Origin of the sequence: Ornithinibacillus bavariensis (genome assembly GCF_018333235.1) — a bacterium.
Classification (GTDB): Bacteria; Bacillota; Bacilli; order Bacillales; family Amphibacillaceae; genus Ornithinibacillus; species Ornithinibacillus bavariensis.
Genome location: NZ_BORP01000007.1, coordinates 55,938 through 75,754, shown reverse-complemented (window position 1 = coordinate 75,754; position 19,817 = coordinate 55,938). Strand labels below are relative to the sequence as shown.

The 19,817-nt window shown below is 35.5% G+C and carries 21 protein-coding genes; 20 read left to right on the top strand and 1 reads right to left on the bottom strand.

Annotated features, from left to right (window positions below; genetic code table 11):
- Positions 1-18 precede the first annotated feature (18 nt).
- Entirely contained in the window at positions 19-996 is a 978-nt protein-coding gene (locus tag KI338_RS15530) for a YpdA family putative bacillithiol disulfide reductase (protein WP_212921938.1), read from the top strand.
- An 87-nt stretch (positions 997-1,083) separates the two neighbouring features.
- Here the strand turns inward: KI338_RS15530 and KI338_RS15525 are convergent, their stop codons facing one another.
- Positions 1,084-2,058 (bottom strand): asparaginase, encoded by a 975-nt coding sequence (locus KI338_RS15525; RefSeq protein ID WP_212921937.1) that lies wholly within the window; start codon positions 2,056-2,058, stop codon positions 1,084-1,086.
- A 91-nt stretch (positions 2,059-2,149) separates the two neighbouring features.
- Here KI338_RS15525 and prsW point away from each other — a divergent pair, with 91 nt between their 5' ends.
- The 19 genes from prsW (at position 2,150) to hepT (ending at position 19,793) form a co-directional block, all read left to right on the top strand.
- On the top strand, positions 2,150-2,785 hold the full coding sequence (gene prsW / locus KI338_RS15520) for a glutamic-type intramembrane protease PrsW (RefSeq protein ID WP_212921936.1): 636 nt from the start codon (positions 2,150-2,152) through the stop codon (positions 2,783-2,785).
- A 182-nt stretch (positions 2,786-2,967) separates the two neighbouring features.
- A complete protein-coding gene (sleB, locus tag KI338_RS15515) occupies positions 2,968-3,849 on the top strand; it encodes a spore cortex-lytic enzyme (RefSeq protein ID WP_212921935.1) in 882 nt (293 codons plus the stop codon).
- Positions 3,850-3,861: 12 nt separating this feature from the next.
- Positions 3,862-5,202 (top strand): germination protein YpeB, encoded by a 1,341-nt coding sequence (gene ypeB / locus KI338_RS15510; RefSeq protein ID WP_212921934.1) that lies wholly within the window; start codon positions 3,862-3,864, stop codon positions 5,200-5,202.
- Between the two features lie 97 nt (positions 5,203-5,299).
- Positions 5,300-5,959: a flagellar brake protein gene (locus KI338_RS15505; RefSeq protein WP_212921933.1), complete on the top strand. Its 660-nt coding sequence runs from the start codon at positions 5,300-5,302 to the stop codon at positions 5,957-5,959.
- A 41-nt stretch (positions 5,960-6,000) separates the two neighbouring features.
- The gene (gene cmk / locus KI338_RS15500) at positions 6,001-6,675 is read left to right on the top strand and encodes a (d)CMP kinase (protein ID WP_212921932.1); all 675 of its coding nucleotides are present in this window, start codon (positions 6,001-6,003) and stop codon (positions 6,673-6,675) included.
- 159 nt (positions 6,676-6,834) lie between these two features.
- A complete protein-coding gene (gene rpsA, locus KI338_RS15495; protein ID WP_212921931.1) occupies positions 6,835-7,971 on the top strand; it encodes a 30S ribosomal protein S1 in 1,137 nt (378 codons plus the stop codon).
- A gap of 428 nt (positions 7,972-8,399) precedes the next feature.
- Positions 8,400-9,251, top strand: a complete 852-nt coding sequence (locus KI338_RS15490) for a DUF72 domain-containing protein (protein WP_212921930.1) — start codon at positions 8,400-8,402, stop codon at positions 9,249-9,251.
- A gap of 495 nt (positions 9,252-9,746) precedes the next feature.
- The gene (locus KI338_RS15485) at positions 9,747-10,337 is read left to right on the top strand and encodes a YphA family membrane protein (RefSeq protein WP_212921929.1); all 591 of its coding nucleotides are present in this window, start codon (positions 9,747-9,749) and stop codon (positions 10,335-10,337) included.
- Between the two features lie 234 nt (positions 10,338-10,571).
- A complete protein-coding gene (der, locus tag KI338_RS15480) occupies positions 10,572-11,882 on the top strand; it encodes a ribosome biogenesis GTPase Der (RefSeq protein WP_212921928.1) in 1,311 nt (436 codons plus the stop codon).
- A 14-nt stretch (positions 11,883-11,896) separates the two neighbouring features.
- A complete protein-coding gene (locus tag KI338_RS15475) occupies positions 11,897-12,934 on the top strand; it encodes an NAD(P)H-dependent glycerol-3-phosphate dehydrogenase (RefSeq protein ID WP_212921927.1) in 1,038 nt (345 codons plus the stop codon).
- A 61-nt stretch (positions 12,935-12,995) separates the two neighbouring features.
- The gene (locus KI338_RS15470) at positions 12,996-13,256 is read left to right on the top strand and encodes a stage VI sporulation protein F (RefSeq protein ID WP_212921926.1); all 261 of its coding nucleotides are present in this window, start codon (positions 12,996-12,998) and stop codon (positions 13,254-13,256) included.
- Positions 13,257-13,598: 342 nt separating this feature from the next.
- Positions 13,599-13,796 carry a DUF2768 domain-containing protein gene (locus KI338_RS15465; protein ID WP_212921925.1) on the top strand — a complete coding sequence of 66 codons (198 nt, stop codon included), beginning with the start codon at positions 13,599-13,601 and terminating at the stop codon, positions 13,794-13,796.
- Between the two features lie 19 nt (positions 13,797-13,815).
- Positions 13,816-14,535, top strand: a complete 720-nt coding sequence (locus KI338_RS15460) for a YphF family lipoprotein (RefSeq protein ID WP_212921924.1) — start codon at positions 13,816-13,818, stop codon at positions 14,533-14,535.
- A 230-nt stretch (positions 14,536-14,765) separates the two neighbouring features.
- Positions 14,766-16,244: a stage IV sporulation protein A gene (gene spoIVA / locus KI338_RS15455; protein WP_212921923.1), complete on the top strand. Its 1,479-nt coding sequence runs from the start codon at positions 14,766-14,768 to the stop codon at positions 16,242-16,244.
- 361 nt (positions 16,245-16,605) lie between these two features.
- Positions 16,606-16,878 carry a non-specific DNA-binding protein Hbs gene (hbs, locus tag KI338_RS15450; protein ID WP_010095921.1) on the top strand — a complete coding sequence of 91 codons (273 nt, stop codon included), beginning with the start codon at positions 16,606-16,608 and terminating at the stop codon, positions 16,876-16,878.
- Positions 16,879-17,044: 166 nt separating this feature from the next.
- Positions 17,045-17,260: a trp RNA-binding attenuation protein MtrB gene (mtrB, locus tag KI338_RS15445; RefSeq protein WP_212921922.1), complete on the top strand. Its 216-nt coding sequence runs from the start codon at positions 17,045-17,047 to the stop codon at positions 17,258-17,260.
- Positions 17,261-17,356: 96 nt separating this feature from the next.
- A complete protein-coding gene (locus tag KI338_RS15440; RefSeq protein WP_212921921.1) occupies positions 17,357-18,076 on the top strand; it encodes a heptaprenyl diphosphate synthase component 1 in 720 nt (239 codons plus the stop codon).
- 2 nt (positions 18,077-18,078) lie between these two features.
- Positions 18,079-18,783, top strand: coding sequence for a demethylmenaquinone methyltransferase (locus KI338_RS15435; protein WP_212921920.1), 705 nt, complete (start codon positions 18,079-18,081; stop codon positions 18,781-18,783).
- A gap of 38 nt (positions 18,784-18,821) precedes the next feature.
- Complete coding sequence (gene hepT, locus KI338_RS15430; RefSeq protein ID WP_212921919.1) at positions 18,822-19,793, top strand: heptaprenyl diphosphate synthase component II; 972 nt, start codon at positions 18,822-18,824, stop codon at positions 19,791-19,793.
- Positions 19,794-19,817: the final 24 nt, after the last annotated feature.

The window sequence follows — 19,817 nt, the reverse complement described above, 5'->3', positions numbered from 1 at the left end:
AGAAAAGGAAGTGCAACAATGGAACAAAAAGAAAAAGTCATTATAGTTGGTGCTGGTCCTTGCGGTTTAGCAGCTGCAATTGCCTTACAAGAACAAGGGATTGATACGTTACTACTTGAAAAAGGAAATATCGCCAATTCTATATATAATTACCCAACCCACCAAACTTTTTTTAGTTCAAGTGATAAACTGGAAATCGGTGGTATTCCCTTCATTACTGAAAGACAGAAACCAGTTAGAAATCAAGCATTAGCATACTATAGAAATGTTGCTGAAAGAACAGACTTACGTATTAATTCTTTTGAAAAAGTAACAGCTCTTAAGAAAATAGGCAATAAATTTAAGGTAACTTCTGAAAAAATTTCTGGTGAAGCAGGCTATTACTTAGCTGATTTTGTCATCATTGCTACTGGATATTATGATCAACCAAACTATATGCATATTCCTGGTGAAAATTTACCGAAAGTAATGCATTTCTTTAAAGAAGGACACCCATATTATAAGAAAAATGTTGTCATAATTGGTGGTAAAAATTCAGCTGTAGATGCAGCATTAGAACTCCATAAAGCAGGAGCAATTGTTACTGTACTATATCGTGGAGACTCTTATTCTAAAAGCATAAAGCCATGGATATTGCCTGATTTTGACTCATTAGTGAGAAAAGGGAGCATCCAGATGGTATTTAATGCAGAAGTTACGAATATCACAAAGCATTCAGTTTGTTATACGGCAAATGAGGAAAAATTTGAAATAGATAATGATTTTGTCTTTGCCATGACAGGCTATAGACCGAATTTCGCATTAATAAAGGAACTAGGAGTTCAATTCAATTCAGAAAACGGTAAGCCTTTTTATGATGAGGATACGTACGAAACCAATATTGAAGGCGTCTTTATAGCAGGTGTTGTTGCTGCTGGAAATAATAATAATGAGATTTTTATTGAGAATGGTAGATTTCATGGAGAAAAAATTGCAAATGCCATAGTGAAAAGGTAAAACTATACTCCGTGTACCGATAAAGCAATATTCATAAGTAATAATTAAGAAGCCTGGTTTTCAGGCTTCTTTCCATTACATTTACATTTATGACTCGTTTTCAAATATCTCCTGTATTACGTGGTGATCTGTCGTGTTTTCCAGGGAGATTAGTAACTTAAGTCTTGCTTTTGGCCCGGTTAGTCCATTGGAAAAGATAATCCCTAAGTCTTGTAATTGTTTTCCACCGCCCTCATAAGCATATGTAGGCTGCACTATGCCGCGAAAACTTCTTGATACTAATACGATAGGAATTTGATCTGCTAGAATTCTTTTTATTGCTGGTAGTGTTTCTTTTGGCAGATTCCCTTGTCCAAGTGCTTCAACGACAATTCCGTCTGGTCGCCCATGATGAATGGAATCAAAAATCTGGCTATCCATACCAGCATATGCTTTTAGTAAAAAGACATTTTTCGAAATGTTATCAACAGGATAGGTTGTTCTCGAAACCAATTGGTGATGAAAAATGATCGACTCTTTTGTAATTATTCCTAATGGTCCATATTGCGGACTTTGAAATGTTGCAATATTACTAGTAGACGTTTTGGTAACATTTATGGCACTGTGAATTTCATCATTCATCACAACCAAGACACCTTTCGAATATGCATCCGGACTAAGCGTAACTCGAATGGAGCTGATGAGATTATACAATGCATCTGAACCAATTTCATTACTAGAACGCATTGCCCCTGTAATAATTACCGGTTTTTCCGTATCTAACACTAAATCTAAGAAGTATGCCGTTTCTTCCAAAGTATCTGTTCCATGTGTAATTACTATTCCATCAAATTCAAGCAGTAAATTCTCAACTGTTTTTGCTAGGCTAAGCATATGTTGTGGGGTAATATGTGGTGATGGTAGTGAATATGCGTTGTATTCATCTATTGTCACATCATCACCGAAATTATATGGGATATTTGCAAGTGGATGTTCACCACCTGTAATATTTACTTCGCCGGTTTCTTTATTTTCAAGCATGGAAATCGTGCCGCCAGTATGAACGATCATTATCTTTTTCATTCATAACACCTACAATTCTGTAATATTATGTATTTCCAATCCTTCTATTAAATGGTACCATGGAAATAGAACAAGGGGAAAGGGAATATTTATGCTGGCAATTATAACTTCGGGAGTAGCTCCAGCACTAGCTCTTTTGTCTTTTTTCTATTTAAAGGACAAAATTACCGAGCCACTTCCACTCATTATTCGTACCTTTATATCTGGTTGTTTAATCGTTTTTCCAATCATGTTTATTCAATATGCATTTCAAAGTGATCAAATTGGGAATTTATTTATCCAATCTTTTTTTGTAGTCGCTTTTTTAGAAGAATTTTTTAAATGGTTTTTATTTTTATATTTAATTTATCAGCACACAGAATTTGATGCACACTATGATGGTATCGTTTATGCTGTGTCAATTAGTTTGGGATTTGCTTCTATCGAAAATATTCTTTATCTATTAGTGAATGGAATTCAATATGCATTCACAAGAGCCTTATTCCCAGTTTCCTCCCATGCGTTATTTGGTGTTATTATGGGATATTATTTTGGAAAAGCAAAAATGAACAATCATTATGTTGGTGGGAATATCTTCTTAGCCTTAATAATTCCAATAATATTACATGGAATTTATAATTTTATATTAGGAACAGTACATGAAAATTGGGCATTATTTGCTGTTCCATTTATGATTATTCTATGGTTTTTCGGTTTACATCGAATGAAGATTGCAATTACCGCATAATAATATAATTTTTCTTAAGAAGACTGTGTCAGCCTTAAAAGGTTATGTTCACAGTCTTTTTTTATTAAAATATGAACGTTTAATTCGCATACCTTATTAAAAAATGGATTCTCATGCATAAAATGATTGATTCATCGAAAAATAGATACTACTAGATAATCAAGAAAGCGAGAGGAATCCAGATGAATTCTAAAAAATTCTTCCTTTTACTTATTATATGTTTACTTGTGATTGGACTTCAAGGAACTAGTCATCCTAATAGTGTAGATGCCTTTACAAATCAGGTTATCCAACGCGGTGCGGTTGGAAATGATGTTATTGAATTACAAGCAAGGCTTCAATACATTGGCTATTATCGTGGAAAAATAGATGGCGTTTTTGGTTGGGGCACATATTGGGCACTTCGAAACTTTCAGAATGATTATGGACTAGATATTGATGGTCTTGCTGGACTAAAGACAAGACAAAAGCTAGTTAGTGTCAGTAGGTTTGATGGGAAATGGGTTCACACGCAAATAGCGAAGGGTAATGATTTTACCTACTATGGTGGGACCGATTTAAATAAACAAGTAAAACCGAAGAGAAACACTGGAGGCAGAGCAAATACTACTCCATCAAAGCAACAACCTAAAACACCGACACCTAATACAGGTAATAATACTGCAAATACCCCTCAAACGACCCCAGCAGTTAATGTACCACAAGGATACTCTCAAAATGATATCAACCTGATGGCCAATGCGGTACATGGGGAATCACGTGGAGAACCCTATGAGGGACAGGTTGCAGTAGCTGCTGTCATATTAAATCGCGTTGAAAGTGCTTTGTTTCCAAATACCGTATCAGGCGTGATTTTTGAGCCTAGAGCATTCACAGCGGTTGCAGATGGCCAAATTTGGTTAACACCTAACGAACAATCGAAGCAAGCAGTTCTTGATGCAATTAATGGTTGGGATCCAACTGGAGGTGCGATATATTATTTTAACCCAGAAACAGCTACATCAAGCTGGATTTGGGGCAGACCGCAAATAAAACAAATCGGAAAGCATATTTTCTGTAAATAGAGGTGAGAAAGCATGTTACGATGGATTTCTATTGTTGTGTTAGTTATCGGTGTTGCCGGAACTGCTGCGTGGGGTTATAAAGAGCATCAAGAAAAAAATGCAATCTTATTGCAAGCAGAAAATACGTATCAAAGAGCCTTTCACGAGCTCTCATACAATATGGATTTAATGCATGATAAAATTGGAACTGCAATTGCCATGAATTCTAGAGAACGTTTGTCACCACAGCTCGCAGAAATTTGGCGATTAACTTCCGATGCGTTATCCAATGTCGGGCAATTACCACTAACCCTTTTACCATTTAATAAAACAGAGGAATTTTTGTCCAATATCGGAGACTTTACGTATCGTACAGCAGTTCGAGATTTGAAAAAAGATCCTTTAACAGATAAAGAATTAGACACCTTAAATAATTTATACACGCAAGCTGGAGAAATTAAAGACGAGCTTAGACAGGTGCAATATGCGGCAATGGAAAATAATCTTCGCTGGATGGATGTTCAGCTAGCATTGGCTACAGATGATGAGCAAGCTGATAATACAATAATTGATGGGTTTAAAACAGTTGAAAAAAAGGTTGAGGGATTCTCTGAAGGAACAGTGGATCCTACTACCCCTGGAAGTTCCTCAGAAAATCATCAATATGAAAATGTAAAGGGTAAGAAAATAAGTCAAAAAGACGCAATCAAATATAGTAGGCAATTATTTAATGTGAATGGGACTAAAGATTTAAACGTAACGAAGACAGGTGATGGAGCAACCATTCCTTTATATAGTATTTCTTATTCAGATGGAAACAAGCGAGCTTATTTAGATCTCACGCAGCAAGGTGGCAATCCAATTACGCTGATAGTGAATAGACCAGTTGGTGAGAAAAAGATTAGTCTTAATGAAGGCTTTGTCCAGGCCGAAAAATATATCAAAAAGCATGGATTTGAGAATATGGAACTTCTGAATAGTAGTCAATATGATAACATAGGTAACTATACGTTTGTTTATAATCAAAATGGTGTTCGAGTTTTCTCAGATGCAATTGAAGTCAAGGTTGCACTTGATAATGGCGAAATACTCGGCTTAACAGCGAATAATTACTATATGAATCATCATAAACGAGATATTCCAAAACCTTCTATTGATAAGGAAGAGGCAAAGGATTTCGTTAACCCAAATGTTGAGATACAGGAAGAGTTCCTTGCTGTTATTACGAATGATTTGGGAGATGAAGTTTTAACCTATGAATTCCTAGGTATTCTCGGCAATGACACATACCGGATATTCATAAACGCGATGGATGGAACAGAGGAAAAAGTTGAAAAACTTAATGGAAAAGAAATTAATTACGCAGGAATTTAATTTGGGAAAGGTATTTGTCCTTTCCCTTTTTTCATTTTTTTGTGATAATGGAATAGAGAGTGTATCTTTCAGTTGAGATATAATGTGGGGGATAAGCATGAAGATAGGCAGTTTTTTAACTCTTGAAGCATTTGAACAAGAATTGGGCGATTATGATAAGTATCGTTGTAAAGTAGTGGATATAAATGAACAATATGTTTATATCGATTATCCAGTACATGTAAAAACGAAAAGAACATCTACGTTTCGAATTGGCACACATATAATTGCTGAATATATAGGAGAAGACCAATCCGTATATCGGTTTAATACGGTAATAAAAGAAAAGCGTAAGGGAAAAATACCAACACTTGTAATTGAATTACCAAAGGAAGACGAGATTAAACGTGTACAACGAAGACAATATGTAAGAGTTGAAGCTTCTGTCGATGTTGCCATTCATAGCGCTAGCCAAAAATTTTCTCCTTTTACTACGGTATCTACTGATATTAGTGGTGGAGGACTTTCTATTGTTGTTCCTAAACATATAAGTATTGGGGAAAGCGAGGAAATATATCTCCATCTTGTTCTTCCTATGCATTCTGGTAAATACTATTATCTTCATTTATCAGGTGAAATTGTAAGAGTTATAAAGAATGAATCTTCAGCAAATACCGCATCAATCAAATTATTATCATTAAGTGAACAGGATAAACAGGTTATAATCCTATACTGCTTCGAAAAACAACGTGAAGCAAGGCAAAAAGAAACACTGTAAAGTTAGGTCAACGGTTTAGATGAGGGGAATGATTGGAACTTATGAACAAAAAAATAGCCATAGCGATTGATGGTCCTGCAGCGGCTGGTAAAAGTACAGTAGCAAAAATAGTAGCCGCAAAGCTTTCCTATATTTATATTGATACAGGTGCAATGTATCGTGCTATTACGTTAAAGGCTTTGGAAAAATTGGTTGATGTTCATGATGAAAGTGCATTAGAGGAATTACTTAAGTCTACTGACATCCAACTGATCCAGAAAGCTGATGGTCAGCGTGTATACTTAGATGAACATGACGTTACTATGGATATACGTTCCAAGGAAGTAACAAATAATGTTTCCTATGTGTCCCAGCATCCAAAAGTAAGGGGAGAAATGGTAGCTCGACAGCAAAAACTTGCTGAACGGCGTGGTGTAGTTATGGATGGGCGTGATATCGGTACCAAGGTAATCCCAGATGCAGAAGTGAAGATTTTTCTAGTAGCTTCGGTTAAAGAACGGGCAAAAAGGCGTCATGAAGAGAATTTGTCTAAAGGTTTTTCCTCTGATTTAGAGGAATTGAAAAAAGAAATAGAAAAACGAGATTTAATAGATTCAAAACGTGAAGCTTCACCATTAGTAAAAGCAGAAGATGCAATAGAAATTGACACCACTTCATTAACTATTGAAGAGGTTGCAGACTGTATTCTACGTGAAGTGAATAAATTTAATCAATAAATAAATGATAATGATGAATAGTTTAATGCATTGCAATGATTATCTCGCTTGACAAATAAATGCAAATATTAGAAGTTATTAAAAGAGGGTCTATGATGCAGGCGGAACGTTTTATTTCACCCTTGCGTCTTTCGTATTTATGGAATAGGAGGAATTGGAATGAGTGAATTAAACCAAGATAATCTAAATGTACAAGTTGGGGATCAAGTGACAGGAAAAGTAGTTAAGATAGAGGAAAAACATGTTCTTGTTGACTTTGGGTATAAAACGGAAGGAATCATACCTATAAGTGAACTATCGAATCTTCACATCGAGACGCCTAATGAAGTAGTGAATGTTGGTGATGAATTAACATTATCCGTAAAAAAAGTGGAAGATGATGAAGTTATACTTTCCAAAAAAGTAGTAGATCGCGAGCTTGCTTGGGAGGATTTAGAGAATAAATACGAGCAAGGAGAAGTTTTTAATGTTCAGGTTAAGGAAGTAGTAAAAGGTGGACTAGTGGCAGATATAGGTGTTCGAGGCTTTATTCCTGCATCACTAGTTGAAACGTTTTTTGTTGATGATTTTTCCGATTACCAGGACAGAACTTTGGAAGTTAAGATAGTTGAATTAGATAAGGAGCAAAACCGTGTCGTTCTTTCCCATCGTGCTGTTGTGGAAGAAGAACAGGCAAATGAAAAAGCAAAAGTTCTAAAAACAATTGAAGCGGGTCAAGTGTTAGAAGGAACTGTTGAACGAATTACAGATTTCGGGGTATTTGTTGATTTGGGTGGTATTGACGGATTAGTACATATCTCACAATTAGCACATGAACATGTTCGCAATGCTGCTGACGTAGTTGCAGTAGGTGAAAAGGTGAAGGTTGAAGTACTATCAATTGATCGTGATAATGAACGTATTTCTTTATCCAGAAAGAAACTTCTTCCTGGACCATGGGCAGGCGTTGAAGAAAAAATTAAACCTGGACAAGTGGTTGAAGGTACGGTTAAGCGATTAGTTAGTTTTGGAGCGTTTATTGAGGTTTTACCAGGTGTTGAGGGTTTAGTTCATATTTCTCAAATCGCTAATCGACATATCGGCACACCTCAGGAGGTTTTAGAGGTTGGACAAAAGGTTGATGTAAAAGTTCTAGATATGAACGAAGAAGAAGAAAGATTGTCTTTAAGTATTAAAGAACTTGAAGCAGAACAAGAATCTGTAGAATTTAAGCAATACGAAAAAGTTGAAGAACAATCTCACTTCCAATTTGGTGAATTAATTGGCGATAAATTAGATAAATTTAAACAACAATAAATAGTCAATGCTCCTTTCGCGAGTAAGCGGAAGGAGTTTTTTTATGTGAGAACGTATTATAGCTTTTTCAAGCTGTTCATATAACCACTTCTAGCGAATAAATTAAGCTTGTAGTAGTTAATCCATACTAGGAGAATTACAGTCCTATTGAAATAAAGCTAAGGATTAAAGTGAATATGCTTGAAGATAGTCAAATTTAAATTTTTTTAGGAGAAGAAGAGAGAATTCCAGCATGGAATGGTGTGTAGAAAGTTGTAACCTGTTGAAGGTGAAGGATAATAGTAAACCTCTTCATTCAACAGGATGTTTATTTTATTGTTAATTGCTTTCTACGATTTTATTAGAATATGATATGATGAAAAGACTAGTTTACTATAGAAAAGCTAAAACTTTCTGTAGAAGTTATTAGAAAAGGAGGGGGAATCGAAATGATATACATAGGACTAACAGGCTGGGGAGATCATGATTTACTTTACACACATGACATAAAACCTAAAGATAAATTATCCGAATATAGCAGTCATTTTCCTGTTGTTGAAGTCGATGCCTCCTTTTATGCAATACAACCATTACATAACGCATTAAAATGGGTAAAAGATACACCTGATAATTTTCGATTTGTGGTAAAAGCTTATCAAGGAATGACTAGACATCAACGGTCTGAAGGGTTTTATAAGGATTATGGAGAGATGTTTCAAGCATTTATTGCATCATTGAAGCCTTATCAGGATGCAAATAAGTTAACGATGGTCTTGTTTCAATTTCCACCGTGGTTTGATTGTAACAGGGAAAATGTAAGCTATTTACGATACTGTAAAAGTATGATGGGAGATATTCCAGTCGCTTTAGAATTTCGAAATCAAACCTGGTATCATGAAAAATACCGCGAAAGCACCATTGATTTTATGAATCAAAATGGTTGGATTCACGGGATTGCGGATGAACCACAGGCGGGTAACGGTTCAATTCCGATAGTTCCAGTGGTTACAAATAGCGACCTTACATTAATTAGAATGCACGGTCGCAATGTCCATGGATGGACAAGGCCGAAAAATGCAGATACAAATTGGCGTGATGTCAGATATCTATATAGTTACAACAAAGAAGAACTACTGGAGTGGAAAGAAAGAGTTCTAAAGATATCGAAACAATCGAGAGATGTAATCGTAATATTTAATAATAATTCAGGTGGCGATGCCGCCAACAATGCTAAGCAATTTCAAGAAATACTTGGCATTGAATATGATGGACTAGCACCGAGACAACTGGATTTATTTTAATCCTATTCAGAACCTAATAGTGACTTCAGGCTAATAAAGCACATTTGGATAAGTAACTTTGAAGTAGATGAAGTAGCGTATTGGAAATGAGGATAGGTTAATGATGGATATAATTTCAGGAGGATTAGGTTTTTGATGCTAACCTCCTGTTTTTTATTGGGATTATAATAAGATTATTTCAAATTATAGATTTACCACTTTTTGTTACATCTTTCCTATGTTACTCATAGTTTTCTTCACTTCCATATCCAGAGTCAATGAATAGAGATGTTGGTAAATGTCTTAATCGCAGTTCCAGCTGACATGCTTTTATATTTCTTTTATTTCCAATGTTTTTCGACTTTAGTAAATATAACATTGGAAAATTAGAAATTAGAACTGTTTTATCCTTATGTATTCTGTAAAAAAGTATGTATCTATTTATTAATCAGAAAACCTATAGGAAAAGTTTAAAAAACGGTGAACAAACCCATAATATGGATGGGTGAAGGATAGATGGATGGAATATTTTTTTATTGGTTTTGTTGGATGATTTGGGTCGTTGTTACTTTTCTAATGCCAAAGGAAAAAACTCGAACAATGATGGCGGTATGGATACTACTGACACTTACGTTTTCTAATCTTTACATTTCTGTATACAATGTAGAGGTTTCGATGGCGTATGTTTGTGTTTTTTTAGGTAGTATCTTATACATTAAAAGTCTCAAACCTTTAAGCTATCATCTTTTTTCTGCGATGACCATTATGATTGGTTATTCTAGTATATTAATATGGGAATCGATTGCACCAGTATGGTTATTCATGCCTCGACTAATCATTATTCCAGTCCTTTGTGTACTATTAACCTTGGTCTTGACAAAAGGATTATCCAGTAGACTTGCTATCAGCACATTAGGGTTATGTGGTGGAGAGCTATTGTATTGCATTTTGTTAACGAATCTATCCATGCCAGACATTGTTGGAGAGCTTTTGTTCCTAGATACCCTTCTGATTGTTTTGCTACTTCTCGGTAGTATAGAAATATACCAAATAGGTAAAAATAAGTTCTTCCTCTATTTATCAAAAGTTATACCAAAAGGCCGTTAAATTTTGAAAAAATCAAAGCCATACTTAAGACTAATTAGGGTTCTGTATGTTTGAAAGAATAACAGTATTTAGTAATACAAGATGTGACTAACCTTTGGCCAACAGAAAAGAATTTATCATAGAAAACATTAAACATTGTTAATCTTACTATCTTTTGCTAGAATAAATAAAGTTATGGAAGGGTATGGTAGTAAATTTACATAAATATGTTATATAGAGAGGATGTTCCTTTCGATGAGGAATTCAGTAGTAGCAATTGTAGGCAGACCAAATGTAGGTAAGTCTACTATTTTCAATAGATTAGTCGGAGAGAGAATCTCTATTGTAGAAGATATTCCAGGTGTTACAAGAGACAGAATTTATGCACAGGCAGAATGGTTAAATACGCGTTTTAACTTAATTGACACAGGTGGAATTGAAATTGGAGATGAACCATTACTAGTACAAATGCGTGAACAAGCACAGGTTGCTATCGATGAAGCAGATGTTATTGTGTTTATTGTGAACGCAAAAGAAGGCATTACCGCTGCTGATGAAGAAGTGGCCAAATTACTATTTAAATCGAATAAACCAGTAGTTCTTGCAGTAAACAAGGTTGATAACCCTGAAATGCGCGCTGAAATTTACGAATACTATTCATTAGGCTTTGGGGAACCGTTTCCAATTTCAGGTGCACATGGACTTGGACTAGGTGATCTTTTAGATGAAGTTGTCAAACATTTTCCAACATTCTCTGAGGAAGAGGAGGATGAGGATACCATCTACTTTAGTTTAATTGGTAGACCGAATGTCGGTAAGTCTTCTTTAGTGAATGCATTGTTAAATGAGGACCGTGTCATTGTTAGTGATATTGAGGGTACTACAAGAGATGCAATAGACACTCATCTTAAACGAGATGGACAGAATTATGTCATAATTGATACAGCAGGTATGAGAAAGCGTGGTAAAGTTTACGAAACAACTGAGAAATATAGTGTGCTTAGAGCTTTAAAGGCTATCGAGCGGTCTGATGTGGTACTAGTATTAATTGATGCGGAAACGGGTATAAGAGAGCAGGATAAAAAAATTGCTGGTTATGCACATGAAGCTGGCCGAGGAATAGTAATTGTTGTCAACAAATGGGACACAGTTGAGACCGATGAGAAGACGATGAAAGAGTACGAAGAAAAAATTAGAGCCCATTTTCAATATTTGGATTATGCTCCTATAGTCTTTTTATCTGCAAAAACAAAAAAACGAATTCATACCTTACTACCAATGGTGAAAGAAGCAAGTGAAAACCATGCGAAGCGAATTGCTACAAATGTATTGAATGATGTGATTATGGATGCAATTGCTATGAATCCAACACCAACAGTTAAAGGAAAAAGGTTAAAGGTATTATATGCGACACAGGTCGCTGTAAAACCACCAAGCTTTGTAGTCTTTGTCAATGAACCAGAGTTGATGCATTTTTCATACCAACGTTTTTTGGAAAATAAAATACGTGATGCATTCGGATTTGTAGGTACGCCTATAAAAATATTTGCACGTAAACGTAGTTAGGGGAGGCATACATCATGAAAAAAGTAGCTGTTTTAGGTGCTGGAAGCTGGGGAACCGCACTTAGTATTGTGTTATCTGATAATGGACATGATGTACGTCTATGGACACATCGGAAGGAACAGGCAGAGTTAATAAACTCTACACATAAAAACGAGCATTATTTGGAAATTATGATACCAGAAAAAATAGTCGCATTTCATGACATGAAAGAAGCGTTACAAGATGTTGATGTAGTACTAATCGTAGTCCCAACTAAAGCGATACGAGAAGTATGTCTTCAGCTTGAAGCAAATTTAACACACCAACCTGTTATTATCCATGCTACCAAAGGAATTGAGCCTGGTACGTTGAAACGTGTTTCTCAAATGATTGATGAAGAAATGCCTTCCGTTCAATATGAGGATATTGTCGTTCTGTCGGGTCCTAGTCATGCAGAAGAAGTTGCTATGCGACAACCAACAACAGTAACAGTTGCATCTCTCAATGAGGAATATGCAAAAATCAGCCAAGATCTATTCTTTAATGAGGTATTTCGTGTATATACATCCAATGATGTTATAGGTATTGAACTTGGAGGTGCATTGAAAAACATCATAGCTCTAGGTGCAGGTATTTCCGATGGGCTTGGCTATGGCGATAATGCAAAAGCAGCCCTAATCACTAGAGGACTAGCAGAAATTACTCGACTTGGTACGTATCTAGGGGCAAATCCCTTAAGTTTTTTAGGATTGCCTGGTGTAGGTGACCTCATTGTTACTTGTACGAGCGTACATAGTAGAAACTGGCGAGCTGGGAATTTATTAGGTAAAGGAAAGCAATTAGAGGATGTTTTAGAGCATATGGGTATGGTAGTGGAAGGTGTAAGAACTGCTGAAGCTGCTCACCAATTTGCTGTCGCGGAACAAGTCGAAATGCCTATTACTTCTGGCATTTATGCAATCATCCACAATCAAAAGAAACCGAAAGAGATTGTTGAGGAATTAATGAAACGAGATAAACGGGAAGAAATGGATGACCTTGCCTCATTATTAAAGAACCGTTATGCTCGCTAACACACTATTTAGCACCTTGCATATACTATTTTGAAGTATCTAGCAGCAAGGAGGCGAGCGTGTGGGCAATAAAAGCAATAATCCCTTTGACAAAATTCAGCAAAGCGCAGGTATTAGTCCTAGCGAGATATATAAAGTTGCTGACTCGGTTAAAAATGCAAATTTTTCGGATGAGAGAACAGTAAGAAAACTAGTTCGACAATTAGCAAGAATGGCAAATAAACCAATCTCAAAAGAAAAAGAAGACAAACTTGTTCAATCCATTACAAATAACAAAATTCCATCAGATCTCAACTCGCTGAGTCAGTTATTTAAAAAGTAGCTAAAAGCTGGGCAGGTGAGGATACAACCTCGCGTCTACTCGCATAAAATGAAACGCACAAGCATTCATAGATAGAGCCTGCTGTGGGTATTATTTAGTCAACCGGGATGAAGACGGCCCCTCTTCATCCCGGGTTTTTCTGTTTAAGCAACAATTTACTTTTCCATTAAACGGAACTGTCGCCTTGTTAAAGTAAACAGATACTTCGAATTTACAATGTAAGCTATACTTGAATAGATAGATTAATTGTAACTTTTACCATATTCAATGCCGGAAAATAATGTATATGTTATAATACCACTTGCAGGAACAAAGGATTAGTCTTAAAAAGGGTGAATAAAGTTGTCAGAATCAATGTTAAATATGTGGATATCGATTGGCGGAATGGTCTTTTTAATTTTATCAATCGGATTAATTGCTTTCAGTAGATATAAATTAAAAGGTGTATTTGCCATTATCGTATCTATATTAGCCTATATTTGCTTGTTTATTGGTGGTATTACTGTTCTTTACATCGTATTTAGAGGACCGACTATTTAAAGCAAGTGGAGGTAGAACAATGAAGCATACATATATACTAGTTTTTTTGATTTTTGCGATGATTTTTCTATCAGGATGTCTATATCCCGATAATGAGTTATCCAAGAACCAAATTTCTAATGAAACACAGCTAGAACTGGTGCAATCAGCAATTGAAAACTATCAAGACAAAACGAATGGATTACTACCTATTCGCACGAAGCCAAGTGATACACCAATTTTTGAAAAATACTTAATTGATTTTACGTTATTAAAAGAACAGGGTAGTATTGCAGAAATACCTGGAAATGCCTATGAAAATGGTGGGATTTATCAGTATGCTATCTTGAATCCAGAAACAGATCCTAAAGTAAAATTAATAGACTTACGGATTACAGAAGCTTTGCGAAGTGTTAATGTTAGAATAGATTCGTTCCGTAACAAACATATTTATCCGCCCTTTGGTGAACGTATTGAGGGTGATATTTTTGCCATAGACTATAAGAAAATAGGATTGGAATCTCCTCCGGTAATCGAAAGCCCTTATTCTGATGCTTTACTGCCCATAGTATTGGATGCTACGGGTAAAACCTATATAGATTATCGAATAGATCTGAATAATGCTTTAAAAGAGTACAAAAATAGCTATCAGGATGGGGATGATATCCGTTACCTTTTAGCGGAAAATACACCATTCTTACCAGTCTATTCGTTACCTTATACTATTAAGGATAATGAGCCAGTGTTTATGGTTGAATAATTTTAAACATATATTTCATATATATTCCCTTGCAGCATATATTTGTTGCAGGGGTTTTTTATTTTTTGCTCTAGTGATACTAAAATACCAAACTGCGAAGAACGATTATTCATTTAATTAAATTCTTTTGCATATATTAAGTCATAATTTGATAGGACAACATCATAGAATTGTAATGTCAATTATTCGTAGTTTGTTCATTAATATTGTAGTGATCGGGAGGGGATCGTTTGAAAAAGGTAGATATTTTTAAAGATATTTCAAAGCGTACGAACGGCGATATATACTTAGGCATCGTTGGAGCTGTTCGGACTGGAAAATCAACCTTCATCAAAAAGTTTATGGAGTTAGTTGTGCTTCCAAATATTGAGAATGAGAGTGAGAGGGTTAGAGCACAGGATGAATTGCCCCAAAGTGCTGCTGGTAAAACAATTATGACGACAGAACCAAAATTTATTCCTAATCAAGCTGTAAACGTTACAGTCGAGGAAGGATTAGATGTAAACATTAGACTTGTTGATTGTGTTGGATATGCCGTTAAGGGTGCTAAAGGCTTCGAGGATGAAGATGGCCCTAGAATGATTAATACACCTTGGTACGAGGAACCAATTCCATTCCATGATGCAGCAGAAATTGGAACAAGAAAGGTTATACAGGAGCATTCTACAATCGGTGTTGTAGTCACTACGGATGGCACTATTGGTGATATTGAACGGGGAGATTATGTTGACGCAGAAGCAAAGGTAGTAGAAGAATTAAAAGAAGTCGGAAAACCGTTCATTATGGTCGTTAACTCAGTTCAACCTACTAGACAAGAAACAGAGCTTTTACGTCAAGAACTAGCCGAAAAATACGATATTCCTGTTCTATCTATGAGTGTGGAATCCATGACCGAACATGATGTATATAATGTCCTCAGAGAAGCGCTTTATGAATTCCCGGTACTTGAAGTTAATGTAAATCTACCTAGCTGGGTAATGGTACTTAAAGAGGACCATTGGCTTCGTGAAAGCTACCAAGAAGCTATTCAATCAACGGTTAAAAATATAAAGAGATTACGTGATGTTGATACTATTGTAGGTAATTTTGCAGACTATGATTACATTGACAAAGCAAACCTTGCTGGAATGGAAATGGGTGAAGGAATTGCTGAAATCGATCTACATGCACCTGATTATTTATATGATCAAGTATTAAAGGAAATAGTAGGTGTAGAAATTAGAGGAAAGGATCATCTATTGGAACTAATGCAAGATTTTGCCTATGCAAAGCGCCAATATGATCAAGTATCAAGTGCTTTACAGATGGTAAAACAAACTGGTTATGGAATAGCTGCTCCGACCTTAGAGGATATGGAGCTTGATGAACCAGAAATTATTCGTCAAGGCTCCAGATTTGGAGTTAGGCTAAAAGCAGTTGCACCATCGATTCATATGATCAAAGTAGAGGTAGAATCAGAGTTTGCTCCAATTATCGGTACGGAAAAGCAAAGTGAAGAATTAGTACGTTACTTAATGCAGGATTTTGAAGAGGACCCATTATCTATCTGGGAATCAGACATATTTGGCAGATCGTTAAGCTCCATCGTCCGTGAGGGAATCCAAGCAAAAATATCTTTAATGCCAGAAAACGCACGATATAAACTTAAAGAGACATTAGAAAGAATTATAAATGAGGGTTCTGGTGGTTTAATAGCCATAATCCTTTAGGAAAAATAGCAGCTAATTGCTGCTATTTTTCTATTTTGAGGACATTTTTTGAAATAACAGGTGTTTTTAAGAAGGATATGTACATATAGTAGCGAATAGTATTGATATGTATTACAATTAGAATAGCTTAAATCCAAATAAAAAAATGGATAAAAATAACATAAAACCCCTTGAAATCTAATAAAATATGAAAAAATAGTAATTTTTTGTTGAATTTTAAAGGAATCTCGTTTAATATTAGCCTTGTCACTATTGATTATAGGGGCAATCAAGTATAAAAGATGGTAAATTGGTTAACAAATGATGAATAGAAATCTTTGTACCAATGTGACCCGAAATTTTTTGGGAGGAGGTGAATGTCATGAATAAAACAGATTTAGTTAATGCAGTTGCTGAAAAAAGCGAACTTTCTAAAAAAGATGCTACAAAAGCTGTTGATGCAGTTTTCGAAGCTGTCATGGATTCACTTAAAAAAGGTGAAAAAGTACAATTAATCGGTTTCGGTAACTTCGAGGTACGTGAGCGTTCTGCACGTAAAGGTCGTAACCCACAAACTGGAGAAGAAATCGAAATCCCTGCAAGCAAAGTTCCTGCTTTCAAACCAGGTAAAGCCCTTAAAGACAGCGTAAAATAATACGTACATAGGGTTGAAGGGTGCGTTCATTCGCACCCTTTTTTCTTTTAACTCCATAAAATTCGCTTTTATCTTGGATCAAAAAGTATAAGGAAGCACCGTTTTTCTTAATATTATTCCTTGAATATGCGGTATACTAAAAGAAAAATATGAAGGAGTGATTCCTGTGTATAATAATACAGATTTCTTTGTAATCAAAGCTCTAGAGGATGGTGTAAATGTAATCGGATTGACTAGAGGATCTAACACCAAGTTCCATCATTCTGAAAAGCTTGATAAAGGGGAGGTCATGATTGCACAATTCACAGAACATACATCTGCTGTAAAAGTTAGGGGAAAAGCAATCATTCAAACTTCTCATGGGGAAATTACGAACAGCTAATACATACATATAATTTTAATCGTTATCGAATATCTATAATTATGTTATAATGGCATAGGCATAGAGAAAAGGCTTGAAAGGGCTAAGGTGATAAAATTGTACACAACGGAGAGGGAAATACGACAACTTAAGGATTTGATTGATGACAAACTTCGACAAACCGTTTTGATTGAGTATATAGAGCGTCCAGTAATTGATGAGTATAAGCTTTTCTTTCTCGATTATTTGTTCAAGACAACATCACTAGCCCAAAGGACAAAGGAAAAACTGCTAGTCTCCGTTATGCTTGTACAGATAGCTCTTGATATTCATGAAGATATTCCTAATGATGAGGATATAGAAGTTTTCGGTGTGAATCAGCAACTATCCATTCTGGCTGGAGACTATTATAGTGGTCTTTACTATTATTTACTAGCAGAAATAGAGGAACATGATTTTATAACCGTGTTAGCTTCTGCAATCAAACATATTAATGAACTAAAAATGAAGCTTTATTTTCATAAAAACCACACATTACTAGATAATGTAGAAATCATTAAACAAATTCATTCACTCTTGATTCATTATGTCGCGGATTTTGTTAAGGTGACTACTGAGGTACCTGTTATCGAAGAATTTTTATTCTTAACTCTTTTGTTAAATAGACCGATTAATCCGTTAAATCAAGAGGAAATGCAGCACTTACTTGATATTCAGATACAAAAAACTAAAGGTATGATAGACGGTCTTCCAGAAGAAAATAACGTGTTTAAAAATGCTTTATCTCATTTATTTGAAACTACTCTATATCAGAATACCGCTTGGGAGAAGGATTGAAGATGGAACAAAAAGAAAAAGCAGAATTAGTGCACCATGTATTTGAAAAAATATCCGATAAATATGATTCCATGAACTCGATTATTTCTTTTCAACGACATAAAGCATGGAGAAGAGATGTAATGAAACAAATGAAGGTTCATGAAGGAGCATCTGCATTAGATGTATGCTGTGGAACGGGTGACTGGTCTTTAGCTCTTGCTGAAGCAACTGGACCAACTGGTAAGGTTATTGGTCTTGACTTTAGTAAAAATATGTTATCAGTTGCTAAAGAGAAAAAGGAGCCTCTTCACTATGAACATTTAGAATTTATTCATGGTAACGCAATGGAGCTTCCGTTTGAAGATAATTCCTTTGATTTTGTTACTATCGGTTTTGGGTTACGAAATGTTCCAGATTATATGACGGTTCTTAAAGAAATGTATCGAGTAGTGAAACCTGGTGGGAAAGTAGTATGTCTGGAAACATCTCAGCCGACACTATTTGGATTTAAGCAATTATATTTCTTTTATTTTCGTTATATCATGCCGTTATTTGGACGTATTTTTGCAAAAAGCTACAAAGAATATGCGTGGTTGAATGAATCTACTCGTGACTTCCCAGATAAAAACACATTAAAGAAAATGTTTATCGATGCTGGATTTTCCAGAGTTAATGTAAAAAGCTATACAGGTGGGGTAGCTGCTGTCCATCTTGCAGTGAAGTAATATACGATATCAGTTTTCTAAGACAAAAGGTGAAATACATGAAATTACCAAAAACCTATAACTACCTAAAAAAAGAGCTGGATCAAATTGAAGCGTCCCTGATGGAGGCAATCCAAGCGGAGCATCCAGTGTTAAGAGAAGCATCTACTCAGCTATTACAGGCAGGAGGAAAGCGAATTCGTCCTGTCTTTGTTTTGCTGTCAAGTCAATTTGGTTCAGTTAACTTAGAACAGGTGAAAACGGTGGCGGTCTCTTTAGAATTAATTCATATGGCTACATTAGTTCATGATGATGTCATTGATAATGCGGAGCTTCGTCGTGGAAAACCAACGATTAAAAAACAGTACGGTAATAAGGTTGCTATGTATACAGGGGACTATATATTGGCTCGTGCATTAGAGAACATAACCCAGTTACATAATCCGATGATTCATAAAGCACTTTCTGATACACTCGTTGAGGTTAGTATAGGGGAGATTGAACAAATTAAGGATAAATTTAATTGGGACCAAAATATCCGTACTTATTTTAGAAGGATTAAGCGAAAGACTGCATTATTAATAGCGATAAGCTGTAAATTAGGCGCTATGACTGCTGGGCTACCTAAAAAAGAAATCGATAAACTATATCAATATGGTTATTATATCGGGATGAGCTACCAAATAATTGATGATATATTAGATTTTACAGCTTCATCTAGCCAATTAGGAAAACCAGCAGGAAATGATTTGCTTCAAGGGAATGTGACATTACCAGTCTTGTTTGCTATGGAGGATCACAATTTTCAGCAGCAATTGCGCCAGACGTTTGAGTATCCTGAAGCTGTGACGAAGGACGAAATGAAATCATTAATAGATCTTTTAATAAATACGGATGCTATTGAGCGCTCCTATCAAATTAGTGAACGGTATTTAGAAAAAGCCTTTAACGCACTTCGAGATCTACCACATAATAAAGCCAAATTGACTCTTGAACAAATTGCAAAATATATCGGAAAAAGAAGAGCTTAGTTAATATTGTTATTTCTATCAAAG